Source organism: uncultured Veillonella sp., assembly GCF_915069625.1.
Taxonomy (GTDB): Bacteria; Bacillota; Negativicutes; order Veillonellales; family Veillonellaceae; genus Veillonella.
Genome location: NZ_CAJZFD010000041.1, coordinates 1 through 13,620, shown reverse-complemented (window position 1 = coordinate 13,620; position 13,620 = coordinate 1). Strand labels below are relative to the sequence as shown.

General features: G+C 40.5%; 13 protein-coding genes. All 13 read left to right on the top strand.

All coding sequences use genetic code 11. The features are described 5' to 3' along the window. The first annotated feature begins 170 nt into the window (after positions 1-170). The 13 genes from QZ548_RS03580 to menH all read left to right on the top strand — a co-directional run bounded on the left by QZ548_RS03580 (position 171) and on the right by menH (position 13,564). Complete coding sequence (locus tag QZ548_RS03580) at positions 171-746, top strand: xanthine phosphoribosyltransferase (protein ID WP_105085269.1); 576 nt, start codon at positions 171-173, stop codon at positions 744-746. A gap of 26 nt (positions 747-772) precedes the next feature. Next, positions 773-1,219: a hypothetical protein gene (locus QZ548_RS03575; RefSeq protein WP_295868368.1), complete on the top strand. Its 447-nt coding sequence runs from the start codon at positions 773-775 to the stop codon at positions 1,217-1,219. Positions 1,220-1,230: 11 nt separating this feature from the next. After that, on the top strand, positions 1,231-1,671 hold the full coding sequence (locus QZ548_RS03570) for a hypothetical protein (RefSeq protein WP_295868366.1): 441 nt from the start codon (positions 1,231-1,233) through the stop codon (positions 1,669-1,671). Positions 1,672-2,104: 433 nt separating this feature from the next. Continuing rightward, positions 2,105-2,596 carry a 5-(carboxyamino)imidazole ribonucleotide mutase gene (gene purE / locus QZ548_RS03565; protein WP_295868362.1) on the top strand — a complete coding sequence of 164 codons (492 nt, stop codon included), beginning with the start codon at positions 2,105-2,107 and terminating at the stop codon, positions 2,594-2,596. A 66-nt stretch (positions 2,597-2,662) separates the two neighbouring features. After that, a complete protein-coding gene (purC, locus tag QZ548_RS03560; protein WP_105090187.1) occupies positions 2,663-3,391 on the top strand; it encodes a phosphoribosylaminoimidazolesuccinocarboxamide synthase in 729 nt (242 codons plus the stop codon). Positions 3,392-3,400: 9 nt separating this feature from the next. Beyond that, entirely contained in the window at positions 3,401-4,819 is a 1,419-nt protein-coding gene (purF, locus tag QZ548_RS03555; protein WP_295868358.1) for an amidophosphoribosyltransferase, read from the top strand. Then, positions 4,806-5,867: a phosphoribosylformylglycinamidine cyclo-ligase gene (gene purM, locus QZ548_RS03550; RefSeq protein WP_295868355.1), complete on the top strand. Its 1,062-nt coding sequence runs from the start codon at positions 4,806-4,808 to the stop codon at positions 5,865-5,867. The genes purF and purM overlap by 14 nt, the downstream gene beginning before the upstream one ends. Continuing rightward, on the top strand, positions 5,860-6,477 hold the full coding sequence (gene purN / locus QZ548_RS03545) for a phosphoribosylglycinamide formyltransferase (protein ID WP_295868352.1): 618 nt from the start codon (positions 5,860-5,862) through the stop codon (positions 6,475-6,477). Before purM ends, purN begins: the two co-directional genes overlap by 8 nt. Before the next feature lie 24 nt (positions 6,478-6,501). Continuing rightward, positions 6,502-8,031, top strand: a complete 1,530-nt coding sequence (gene purH / locus QZ548_RS03540; protein ID WP_295868350.1) for a bifunctional phosphoribosylaminoimidazolecarboxamide formyltransferase/IMP cyclohydrolase — start codon at positions 6,502-6,504, stop codon at positions 8,029-8,031. Between the two features lie 140 nt (positions 8,032-8,171). After that, positions 8,172-9,434, top strand: coding sequence for a phosphoribosylamine--glycine ligase (gene purD, locus QZ548_RS03535; RefSeq protein WP_295868348.1), 1,263 nt, complete (start codon positions 8,172-8,174; stop codon positions 9,432-9,434). Between the two features lie 300 nt (positions 9,435-9,734). Then, positions 9,735-10,877: an isochorismate synthase MenF gene (locus QZ548_RS03530; RefSeq protein WP_295868345.1), complete on the top strand. Its 1,143-nt coding sequence runs from the start codon at positions 9,735-9,737 to the stop codon at positions 10,875-10,877. A gap of 39 nt (positions 10,878-10,916) precedes the next feature. Then, positions 10,917-12,707, top strand: a complete 1,791-nt coding sequence (gene menD, locus QZ548_RS03525; RefSeq protein ID WP_295868342.1) for a 2-succinyl-5-enolpyruvyl-6-hydroxy-3-cyclohexene-1-carboxylic-acid synthase — start codon at positions 10,917-10,919, stop codon at positions 12,705-12,707. Further along, positions 12,704-13,564, top strand: coding sequence for a 2-succinyl-6-hydroxy-2,4-cyclohexadiene-1-carboxylate synthase (gene menH / locus QZ548_RS03520; protein WP_295868338.1), 861 nt, complete (start codon positions 12,704-12,706; stop codon positions 13,562-13,564). The genes menD and menH overlap by 4 nt, the downstream gene beginning before the upstream one ends. Positions 13,565-13,620: the final 56 nt, after the last annotated feature.

Genomic DNA, 13,620 nt, shown 5'->3' with positions numbered 1-13,620 from the left:
ATATTGTTATAAACCTGTTGAATTTTATAATTCAGAGTTGAAAGTTTTTAAGTCTCTTTGATAGTTATTGTATTAGTCATATTGTTAAGGCTTTTACTTGATATAGGTTGACCCTAAGGGGTTATTTACGTTAAAATTTAAAGATAGTTATACTGCGGAGGTAAGAGCACATGGAATTATTAAAACAACGCATTCGTGAAGAGGGAATTGTCCTCAATAATCGCGTGCTAAAAGTCGATGGTTTTTTAAATCATCAAATCGATCCACAATTGTTTAAAGCAATTGGTAAAGAAATTGCTGATCGTTATCGTGATGCAGGGGTACAACGTATTGTTACTATTGAAGCATCTGGTATTGCATTGGCATTGATGGCTGCTCTTGAACTTGATGTGCCATTGGTATTTGCGCGTAAGAAAAAATCTATTCTTATGGTAGACGATGTATATCATAGTGTGGTGTACTCCTACACAAAAGAAGAAAACTACGATATTACTATTTCTAAAAAATTCTTGCCAGCTGGTGAAAAAGTGTTAATCATCGATGACTTCTTGGCATCTGGTGAGGCGGCTATGGGTCTTGCTAAATTGGTAGAAGACGCAGGTGATGAAGTGGTAGGTATGGCTATTGCTATCGAAAAATCCTTCCAGCCTGGTCGCGAACGCCTTGAACATGCAGGTTATCGTGTAGAGTCTTTAGTTCGTATTAAAGAATTTAAAGACAATGGTTGTGTATTTATCGAAGACTAATAGTCTGATTATTTGTAGAGGGAATTATGAATCAAAAAGCAGAAAAATTCGACTTACTCGTTGCTGACCTTAACAAAGGGGGCAACTCTTGGTTTACAAAGGAAGAAATGACAGATGATCTTCATACAGTCGTTTATCACGGCCGTTTGGATGTTCATGAGCATAGCTTGCCTGTATTCATCGTTGTGGATGATTCTGCATTCTCCTATGCTCGTATAGCTATCACAACAACATCTATTGATGAAAAAGTGGTTCCTGCTGTGTTAAAAGAACTTAATACATTGAATCAAGATTATAAAGTATCTAAATACTATGTAAGCAATGAAGACAATAACATCTATATGGATGTATCTGTTCCTGGTTTGACAGAACAGTTTGATCCTACAGTAGTAGTTAATTTATTGCTTGAAGTTGTTCAACCACACTTAGATGCTGTACATAAAGGCATTCTTAAAGTAGCTGGTTTAGCTTAATAGAGGTTGTTATGAATCCTAAAGCGTTATTATTTGATAAGTTTTTAAAAGACGAAGAAATCACATCCTTTGAACGTAAGGATTTTGATGATGAAGATGGTATGGTTGTATACCGTTCCTATATTAAATCCCCGTTGTGGGATATGCCGTTATTTGTCATTCTTGATAACAGTATTTACAGTGTTATTCGTTTGGTGTTGGGCCCTGAAAAGGTAACGGCACAAAATATGAATGCCTTGAATACTTTGATTAACCGTGACAATGCAACATACAAAAACTATAAACTATATATTGATGAACAAGATTCTAGTCTATATTTGGACTGCGTATATATGTGTGGTGATGATGCGTTTGAACCTGCATTAATGTATGCATTGATGTCTTCTATTGTAGATTATGTACCTGAAGCTGTAGGTGAGTTGAAAGCTGCTTTTGAAAGTGGTGCTCACTAATCAATAACAAATATAGATTAATGGACATAATGTTCGGAAATTAAACAAAAGAGGGTATTCTATCTTTACAGATAGAACACCCTCTTTTGTTTTTCCGGAAAACATATATATGGTGTGAAATAGTACGTTTATTGCATGGATATTTTTGTACAAATTGAGAGGGAATTTGTAATCAATTAATTTGAATAAAGTCGATATAATTAAAATTAAAATTTTAGAATAGTTCGGAATATAACGAATGATAAAAATAATTAATTATATAATATTCGAAAATTGTGTTGATTTTGTAAATATTAGGTGTTACAATTTGTGTACAAGAAGGAGGTAGCACCGTGAACTATGCAAATCAACAAACTCAAAGCAAGTCTACGGAGGCTATTTGTGCGCATTTGACCCAGTCTGTTTAGGCTGGGCTTTTTTATTAGGAGGATCTATGAAGGTCGGTATTATTATGGGCAGCAAGTCTGACCTAGACACAATGAAAAAGGCATCTGCCGTACTTGATGAATTTAACATTCCTTATGAAATGGTTATCGCTTCTGCACATCGTACGCCAGAGGCTGTAAAGGATTTTGTTACACGCCTTGAAGATGAAGGGGCTATCGCTTTTATAGCTGGTGCTGGTGCAGCGGCCCACTTACCAGGTGTAGTGGCTAGCTTCACTACATTGCCTATTATCGGTATTCCTCTTAATGCAACAGCGTTAAAAGGTATCGATTCCTTGCTTGCTATCGTTCAAATGCCATCTGGCATGCCTGTTGCAACTATGGCTGTAGACGGTGCTAAAAATGCAGCACTCTTTGCAGTACAAATTGGAGCAGCTTTCAACAAAGAATTGAAAGACCGATATGTACAGTATCGTAAAGATATGGCTGAAAAAGTCCTAGCAGATAATGCGGAACTACAAGGTGCCATTAAACTATAATCGTTTGAATCGTTTATATCATTATTTATACATCTTTGAATAGATAAGAGTAAAAGGAGACACATCATGGCTAACATCGACTTGGAAACATTAACATTATTGTACGAAGGTAAAGCAAAACAAGTATATCAAACAGATAACAAAGACGAGTACATCGTTCATTACAAAGATGATGCTACTGCATTTAACGGAGAGAAACATGATACCATCCTTGGCAAAGGCGTATTGAACAATAAAATCTCATCCTTCTTCTTTGAATTATTGAAAAAAGAAGGCGTTCCAACTCATTTCGTTCGTCGCGAAGATGATCGTAATCAAACAGTACTTACTTTAGATATCATTCCTTTAGAAGTCATCGTTCGTAATATTGCAGCTGGTTCTATGGCTAAACGCTTTGGCATTGAAGAAGGTACTCCTCTTAAACATCCAATCCTTGAATTCTGTTACAAAAATGATGAATTAGGTGACCCATTTGCTAATGAATCCCAAATCACAGCACTTGGCTGGGCTACTCAAGAACAACTTGATGTAATCTCTACTATTACATTAAAAGTAAACGATATTTTGAAAAAATTCTTGGCTACTAAAAATGTAACTCTCGTAGACTTCAAATTAGAATTTGGTACACATAATGGTGAAGTATTATTAGGCGATGAAATCTCTCCTGATACATGCCGTTTCTGGGATGCTACAACAGGTGAAAAACTCGACAAAGACCGTTTCCGTCGAGACCTTGGTAATATTGAAGAAGCGTACAAGGAAATGTTATTCCGTCTTACTGGCGAACGCGCCTAAGGGGGCACAATGAACTACGATCCTGTTTTTGATAAATGGCATGAAGAGTGTGGTGTATTCGGTGTCTATGATAGAACCGTTGATGTAGCACGCTATGTATATTGGGGCCTCTTTGCACTCCAACACCGTGGTCAAGAAAGCGCGGGCATTGCCGTTACCGATGGTCATGATGTAGAACTAAAAAAAGGTATGGGCTTGTTGACTGAGGCCATTAAAGAACTACCATCCTTACCAAGCCATATGGGGACTGGTCATGTGCGGTACTCTACAACAGGGTCCAATAATCCACGCAATATTCAACCTTTAGTAATTCATTACCAAGGCGGTCAAATTGCGGTAGCTCATAACGGTAATTTAACGAATGCTTTAGCCATTCGTAAACGCCTTGAAGCGGATGGTTCCATTTTCCAAACGACAATGGATTCTGAGGTAATCGTAAACCTCATTGCTCGCTCTAAAGCTGAGACTCAAGAGGAACGCATTGCTGATGCAGCCCGTCAAATTGAAGGAGCCTTTTCTCTTGTTATTACTACGAACGACTCCTTGGTAGGTGTCCGTGATCCCAAAGGCTTTAGACCTCTTTGTTTAGGCAAAACGGCTAATGGCTATGTCCTTTCTAGTGAAAGCTGTGCCTTAGATGCTATAAAAGCTGAGTTTATTCGTCACATCGATCCAGGCGAAATGGTAATTATTGATGATTCAGGCGTGCGTAGTGTTATCTATGCAGAACCAGAAAAAATCGATAAGAAGCTTTGTGTTTTTGAATATATCTACTTTGCCCGTGGCGATAGCCATATCGATGGTCAATCGGTTTACCAATCTCGTCTTAATATGGGGCGTGAATTATATAACGAAACTAAATACGATGCAGATATCGTCATGTCTATTCCTGATTCTGGCACAACTGCTGCATTAGGCTATGCTCGTGCATCGGGCATACCATTTGCAGAAGGCTTAGTGAAAAACCGATATAGCGGTCGTACCTTTATCAAGCCAAATCAAGAGGAGCGGGAATTAGCTGTTCGTATGAAGCTTAATGCACTGCCCCACATAGTAGGGGGCAAACGGATTGTCCTTATCGATGATTCTATCGTACGCGGCACTACGAGTGGTATTATCGTTAAAATGCTAAAGGAAGCAGGCGCTAAAGAGGTGTACATGTGTGTAAGCTCACCAACAATTGAGTATTCCTGTCACTATGGTATTGATACATCGGTGCGTAAAGAGCTAATTGCTGCCACACATACAGTAGATGAAATAAAAGATTATATTCATGCTGACAAATTACATTATTTATCTCGTGAAGGCTTGTGTCGTGCTGTATCTGATATAGCGCCTAATGACTTATGTTTTGCTTGCTTTAATGGTGATTACAGTGTAGAGGTTCCTGCGGAACAAGAGGAAGGGGTCAAATATGTGCTCGAATAAAACTAGTTTAACCTATCGCGATGCAGGCGTTGATATCGATGCAGGTAATCGCGCAGTAGAATTGATGAAAGAATCCGTAAAACGCACCTATACACCTGGTGTTGTAGGTGATTTAGGTGGTTTTGGGGGACTCTACTCTTTAGCTGGTCATGCTATGTCGGACCCTATGCTCGTATCTGGTACAGATGGGGTAGGTACTAAATTGCGTCTTGCTATCATGATGGATAAACATGATACTATTGGTCAAGACTGCGTAGCTATGAGTGTTAACGATATTCTTGTGCAAGGGGCAACGCCTCTATTTTTCCTAGATTATATTGCAGTAGGCAAGTTGGATCCTGTGAAAGTAGCAGACATCGTGCGCGGTGTAGCTGAGGCTTGTGAAGAATCTGGATGCGCTTTGTTGGGCGGAGAAACTGCTGAAATGGCAGGTTTTTATGATAATGATGACTACGATGTAGCGGGCTTTGCAGTAGGGATCGTTGATCGCCCTAAATTGATTACTGGTGAAAGTATCAAAGCTGGTGATGTCATTTTGGGCTTGCCATCTTCTGGTGTACATTCCAATGGGTTCTCCTTGGTTCGTAAAATCGTATTTGACCACAAACAGTTGTCTATTGATACAGATATTCCTGAATTTGGTAAAACCTTAGGTGAAGAATTATTGACGTCTACTCGTTTATATCCAAAAGCTGTATTGCCATTAATTGAACAACAGCTTGTAAAAGGTATGGTTCATATTACAGGTGGTGGCTTCTATGAAAACATTCCGCGCGTATTGCCAAAGGGAGTGACTGCAGAGGTAGATGTTACTACATGGCCACGACTTCCTGTATTTACAAAACTACAAGAATGGGGCAATGTTGCCTGGCCTGAAATGTATCGTACTTTCAACATGGGGATTGGCATGATACTCATAGTTGATCAAAAGGATGTGGATCCGGTTAAAGAGAGCCTTGCTAGCCGTGGTGAAGCAGTATACGAAATTGGCCGCATCGTAAGTGGTGATGGTCCTGTTGTCCTTAAAGGGGCTGAGTTCGATGCGTAATTCTAAAAAGCGGTTAGCCCTCTTTGCCAGTGGTCGTGGTTCTAATGGGGAAGCTCTGTATAAGGCCATGCAAGAAGGCTATATTAATGGTGAATTTGTTGTAATCATTACAGATCACGGCAATGCAGGAATTGTGGAACGTTCCAAATCTTGGAATATTCCGCTTATTGTTATCGACCGTAGCGATTATGATTCAAAAGCTAGTTTTGAACAAGCTCAACTAGATGCCTTAGAACCTTATAAGATAGATGGTATTGTGTTAGCTGGCTATATGCGCATAGTAGGGCCTAAGCTTATTGACCGGTATGAGCATAAAATCTTAAATATCCATCCTGCATTATTGCCATCCTTTCCGGGACTTCATGGTCATCAACAAGCCATTGATGCAGGTGTAAAGATAACGGGGTGTACTGTACATTTTGTAGATGCAGGCATGGATACGGGGCCTATCATTATGCAGAATACAGTGCCTCTATTGCCAGATGATACTGAGGATACTTTAAGCGATAGATTGTTGCCTATCGAACATAAAACGTATAAAGAGGCGTTACGGCTGTTTTGTGAAGACAAGCTCACCATAAAAGGTAGAGTCGTTTATATTGAGGATTGATGAAAAAGCAAAGGGAGAGGTTACATGATTAAAAATGCACTTCTTAGTGTTTCAAATAAAACAGGTATTGTAGACTTTGCAAAAGGTTTAGTTGAACTAGGTGTAACCATTTATTCAACAGGTGGTACGCTTAAGGCGATTACTGATGCGGGCATTGCAGCAAAAGCGGTTGAATCTTTGACAGGCTTTCCTGAAATGATGGACGGCCGCGTTAAGACCTTGCATCCCAAGGTTCATGGTGGTATTTTGGCAATTCGCGATAATGCAGAGCATCAACAAGCTATGGCGGATCATGGTATTGAGCCAATCGACCTTGTGGTAGTCAATCTCTATCCATTCCGTGAAACCATTGCAAAAGCAAATGTATCCGTAGAGGAAGCTATTGAAAATATCGATATTGGTGGTCCTACCATGGTGCGCTCTGCTGCCAAAAACCATGCGTATGTGGGCATCGTTGTAAACCCAAATCATTATGATGAAATCTTAGCAATGCTTAAAGAACATGGCGAGTTGACTAAAGAATATCGCTTTGGTTTGGCGAAAGAAGCCTTTGCTCATACTGCCGCTTATGACGTAGCCATTGCTAACTATATGAGCGGTATCTTAAATGAAGGTCCTACACCACCTGAATATTTAAGTGCTTATGAAAAGGTAACAGACCTTCGCTATGGTGAAAATCCGCATCAAAAAGCGGCATTCTACAAAGAAATCGGTACAGCTCATGGCATGGGGGCTTTGAAACAACTCCATGGCAAAGAGCTTTCCTATAACAACATCGTAGACATGGAAGCGGCTTGGAATATGGTGTGGGAGTTCACAGATCCTGCAGCATGTATCATTAAGCATACAAATCCATGTGGCGCAGCGACGGCAGCTACCTTGCATGATGCTTATGTAAATGCCTACGAATCAGACTCCGTATCCGCCTTTGGTGGTATCGTTGCTTTAAACCGTGAAGTAGATGCTGCTACGGCAGATGAAATGAGCAAAATTTTCTTAGAAGTCATTATGGCACCTGCTTTCACAAAAGAAGCATTAGACATCCTTGAAGCAAAGAAAAATATTCGACTCATCGAGTTATCTAAACCTGAGTCTGGCCAAGTGACAGTGAAAAAGGTTTCTGGTGGCCTATTAGTACAAACAGAAGATGATATTTTCGAAGACCGGGCTAATTATAAAGTGGTTACGAAGGTACAGCCCACAGAGGAACAATGGAAGGCTCTCGAATTTGCGTGGAAGCTCGTAAAACACGTAAAATCCAATGCAATTTTAATTTCTAACGAAAAACGGACACTCGGTGTAGGGGCAGGACAAATGAACCGGGTTGGGTCTGCAAAAATTGCCCTTGAACAAGCTGGTGAAGCCGCTAAAGGGGCCGTATTAGCATCTGATGCTTTCTTCCCGTTTGGAGATACTGTAGAAACAGCGGCAAAACATGGTATTGCAGCCATCATTCAACCTGGTGGCTCCATTCGAGATGAAGAATCTATCAAGGCTGCCGATGAAGCGGGCATTGCTATGGTATTTACAAGCATTCGTCACTTTAAACATTAATTGGTTTAGCATAATAATTGAAGTTTACGGTTGAGCACTAGCTCATATCTAATCATTGATGCGTAATAATGATTATAGAGGCTATAAGTGTTTACATAAATATGATGTTTCGATGGCGTTTAGGCGCCGATGGAGGACTTATGAAAGTATGTGTAATCGGTAACGGCGGCCGCGAACATGCATTGGCATGGCGATTGTCCATCAGCCCTAGCGTAACAAAGGTATATGCCATTCCTGGCAGTGCGGCCATGTCAGATTGTGCAGAGCTAGTCGGCATTGATTGGCAGCAAAGCGATTATTTAATTCGTTTTTTGAAAGATAATCACGTTGATTTAGTCGTTGTTGGCCCAGAGGCTCCCCTTGTAGCAGGACTAGCAGATACACTTAATAAAGCGGGGATTCCTGTGTTTGGACCATCCAAAGCAGCTGCTCAGCTAGAAGGATCCAAAGTGTTCGCCAAAGATTTAATGAAAAAATACAATATCCCAACGGCTGCTTATGGTGTGTTTCACAAGGTAGATGAAGCAAAAGAATTTATCGCTCAAACTGGTGCTCCTATTGTGGTTAAAGCTGATGGCTTGGCGGCTGGTAAGGGCGTTGTGGTGGCTATGACCATCGATGAAGCAAATGCGGCTGTAGAAGATATGCTCAGTGGAAACCGCTTTGGAGAAGCTGGTAGTACCGTTGTTATCGAAGAATTCATGGAAGGTGAAGAAGCGAGCTTGCTTGCCTTTGTAGATGGCAAGACTGTAGTTCCTATGATTGCTTCCCAAGATCATAAACGCATCTTTGATGGAGATAAAGGTCCTAATACTGGTGGCATGGGTACCTATGCACCAGCGCCAGTACTTACTAATGCATTACGAGATGAGGCGATGAAGACAATTTTAGAACCTATGGTAGCTGCCATGGAGAAAGAGGGGATGCCTTATCTGGGCTGTCTCTATGCAGGTCTTATGATTACACCTCAAGGCCCTAAGGTTGTAGAATTTAATGCCCGCTTTGGCGATCCTGAAACACAAGTAGTATTGCCATTACTCGATAGTGACTTAGGTCAAATTATGATGGCTTGTGCCACAGGTGCATTAACAGCTGATATGGTGAAATGGAAAGACTCCTCGGCAGCTTGTGTCATTCTTGCTTCTAAAGGATATCCTGAAACATCCTCCAAGGGTGATGTGATTCATGGTGATATTAAACAACATGATATAACCATCGTATTCCACTCTGGTACAAAACTCGTTGGAGACGAGTATGTGACCAATGGCGGCCGAGTTCTTGGCGTAGTAGGTCTTGGTAAAGACCTTAGAACGGCGCTCGATAGAGCTTATGGCCGTATAGAACACATTGATTTTGAGGGCATGCAGTACCGTACAGATATTGGGGCGAAAGCTTTCAAATAAACTAAAGGTCTTTTAAATTATGTAAACATGTATTTAAAATAGTACAATAGCATTTCAAAAATATAAAAACCTCTACATTTATGCATAGCGCATGTGGTGTAGAGGTTTTTATTTTCTACCTTTTAATGGTTACCTATGTTATAATAATGTAGATATAAAGAGGGCCCATCGACGTGTGATGGCGTTAGGCTCATCTCAAAAATTTTGAAACCTATTGATGGCGCCTAATATGTAGAAGTACATCTTCTACATATTAGGTGTTTTTACTATAGTCTATTTTTCGTATAGCGACATACAACTATGAAATATAACAAAGAATCGTTAAAACTGAATAGTCCGGTATCATTTTGGATGAATTTCCCCAATGAAGAACGCGTGTTTTGGGTGGATCGCCAAAGTGACCGCATCGTTGTGGGCGCTAAACGTCTAGCGACGGTTAAAGATGATGACGATCGCCATAATTACGCTTATGTATTTTATGGGGATACTTTTTTTGATACTGTAAAAGACCCTAAATGGTCTAATATGGGCCATGAAATGATTGCTTTTACCCATTATTACATCGTAGAAAATGGGGAGTCTTTCTATTTACATGCTGGTGAAAGCGTACCTATTAAGAATTATGAGGTACCTCGAGTTCATCATAATTACAAAGAAACCAGTGATGATAAGGCGGATTGGAACCGTTTGATGAATGCTATTGCCGATGGCATTAGTCGCGGTGAAATGACTAAGGTCGTCTCTTCTCGTGAGGTAGAATTTACTAGTGAAACACCATACAATGTGGCAAGTATTTTAGCTAATTTAGTCGATAATAATCCCAATTGCTTTATCTTTGGCTATGAAAAGGATGGGCGTACCTTTGTAGGGGCATCGCCAGAAATTTTAGTCCGCCATCGTGGCAGTGAAATACTTAGCTATGCACTAGCTGGAACAGCCCCAAAAGATGGTCCTAATGCGTGGACTGAGGAGCAATTACTAACCAGTGAGAAAAATCTTATAGAACATAATATTGTTCGTGACCGTATCGTGAATACAATGAAACAAATTACTCCAGATGTTATGGTGGGAGAAATAGGCATTATGGAGTTATCTCACCTCTATCATTTGCGCACCATAATTACCGCAAAGGATAGTACAAAATCTCTTGTGGAATGGGCTAGATTGCTACATCCTACACCAGCTCTTGGAGGCGAACCGAGAGAAAAGGCGCTGGCTTTATTACAAGAGTATGAATCCCATGAGCGCGGTATGTACGCAGCGCCTTTTGGCTTTATGAAGGATATGGGGGACGGCATCGTTGTAGTTGCCATTCGCTCAGCTCTTATCATGGATAATGTATTGTATGCCTATGCAGGATGTGGCGTTGTAGCTGATTCTGATGCGGATGAAGAATACGCTGAAACTAATAATAAAATGCGCACCATTCTTGATGCCTTATAATTGTTTCCGTACCTCTATGGGTGTTTGAAAGGGAATATAATGAATGAATATATTGCTGCCTTGGTAGACGAGTTCTACCAACTCGGCGTCCGTCATGCGGTGTTTAGCCCTGGTTCTCGTTCTACGACGATGGCCATGCTGTTCAAGGAGCATGAAGGATTTGAAACCTATATGAATATAGATGAGCGTTCTGCTAGTTTTATGGCTCTTGGCATTGCAAAGGCTCATAAGGAACCAACTGTACTCGTATGTACTTCAGGTTCGGCTGTGGCCCATTATTTGCCAGCTGTTTTGGAAGCTCAATATAGCGGGGTACCGCTCATTGTACTATCTGCTGATAGACCTCATACATTATTGCATGTAGGGGCTCCTCAGACTGTAGATCAACATAAAATCTTTGGTACTGCTGTAAACTACTATGAAGAATTAGCTGTACCTCAAGAATCTCATTACTATACATATCCTCGCCAAGTAGCGCGTAAAGCGTATATGAAATCGATGGATACTAAAAAAGGGCCGGTCCATATTAATGTGCCTCTCTTTGAACCATTGGTGCCGGAATTGAGCCGTAACCATTTTGAGGCTGGTCGCAGTTCCTTTAAAGTGGTTAAGCCAAACTATAGAGGTGTGTTTGGCTGTGATAATAGAAATAATTTGGCCCATCTCAACAATGATATTGATATTGCTCATGGAAATAATGGTACAAACGAGATTAATGATTTACTTGAAAGATATGAGCGTATCCTTATCCTAGCAGGCCCACAGATCGATATAGAGGAAGCTAATACGATTCGTTCCTTTGGGGCGGCTTTACAAGCCCCTATTTTGGCTGATCCGTTGTCTAATGTAAGACGACGTTATAACTCGGTAGGTAATCAATGCAATAAGGAGTGTGTCGATTCTAGTAATGTTGTTATCTCTACGTATGATGCGTTGTTAGCAGGGCAAGCTCTTTGGCATGAGTTAAAACCAGACTGTGTAATTCAGTTTGGTCAAATTGTTGTATCTAAGCGTGTACAACAGATGATCGCTAGTTGGACTGATGTGGAGTACATTGAGGTTAACCCTACAATGGACTCTGTGAATCCAACAGGTAAAACTACGATACAAATGCAAGCTAGCATTGATGTATTTACCCATTTATATGGCAAAAATAATAGCTCTGATACGTACTTAAAAATATGGCAACGGCTAGATCAAGAGGGTAAAAAGCAACTAAGTACAGCTATCGATGAGCTTCATTGTTTTGAAGGCCGAACCATACGTGAGTTACAAGAACACATCCCAGAAGATGGACAAATTTTTGTTGCCAATAGTATGACGATTCGCGATTTTGATTACTTCTGGTTCAGTGGGGAATCTAAGGCGGTTCTTTACGGCAACCGAGGTGTCAATGGCATTGATGGCACTATTTCAACGGCTCTAGGACTAGCAACAAATGGTAAACCTACATATCTAGTAACGGGGGATTTATCCTTGTTCCATGATTTGAATGGCTTGGCGATAGCGAAAACCCATAATTTAAACTTAACTATTATTTTGCATAATAATGATGGCGGCGGTATTTTTGAATACTTACCTCAAAAGGGGACAAAGCATTTTGACTACTTGTTCTCTACGTCACAAGGTTTAGATTATAGTGGGGCTGCAACACTCTATGGTTGTGGCTATACTAAAATCTCCAGTCCCGATGAATTGAGTTCTGTATTGGCTAATGTTAGCCAAGAAACAGGCGTTCATATCATTGAAATTCCTACAAATAGGGAATATAGCAGAGAATTGCATAAGAAATATACGAAGGTTTCAGTTGATATGGAGGCATTACTATGAGTCAGTATTTTTGCAGTATTGTAGATAATGCTTTGTGTAATCCAGCTCAGCGCATGTACTTTGACTTAGGGGAATACCGCTACGGTTTGACTATAGTTGGCGATGGGGAACCTATCGTGTGTCTCCACGGTTTCTCTGAATCTAGCTACACTTGGGATGCTATTAATCTTCCCGGCTATCGCGTGGTCCGTATCGATTTGATTGGTCATGGTGATTCAGATATTCCTACTGAGGAACAGGCTTACACGATTCCTCGAATGATAGAGGACTTGCATACGGTTATTTATCATATGGTTGGCGACAGCTATTACCTCATGGGTTATTCCATGGGGGCCCGCATTGCCCTTTCTTATGCTTTGGAATATGAAAGTGAAATCAAAGGGCTTATTCTTGAAAGTGGCTCTGTAGGTATCGTTTCTGATGATGAGCGAGCAGAACGTCGTAAGGCTGATGAAGACTTAGCAGTTCAAATCGAAAATCATGATGGTGAGTGGTTTGCCTCGCGTTGGGCAGAGGTTCCTATTTTTAAAAGTCAAAAACAACTTTCAGAGGGCGTAGAGGAATTAATCTATCTACGTCGTTCCAATAATAGTACGTACGCCTTAGCATGTACATTGCGTGGCTCGGGACAGGGTGTCATGCCTTATGTAGGAGATAGATTAGAAAAATTCTCTGTTGAAGGTTTATATGTGAGTGGCGCATTAGATACAAAATATACTACAATAGGAAGAGATGTATTTGGCAAGTTGCCAAACTTTAAGCATGTCATCGTCGAAGGGGCGGGGCATAATGTGCATATAGAAAAACCGCAAATATTTGAACAAGCGGTGTTAGATTTTTTACAGAAGAAAGGTTAAGTCCATGAGCAAATTTGATTGGAAAGTATTGGATCGTAATTATGAAGATGTAATTT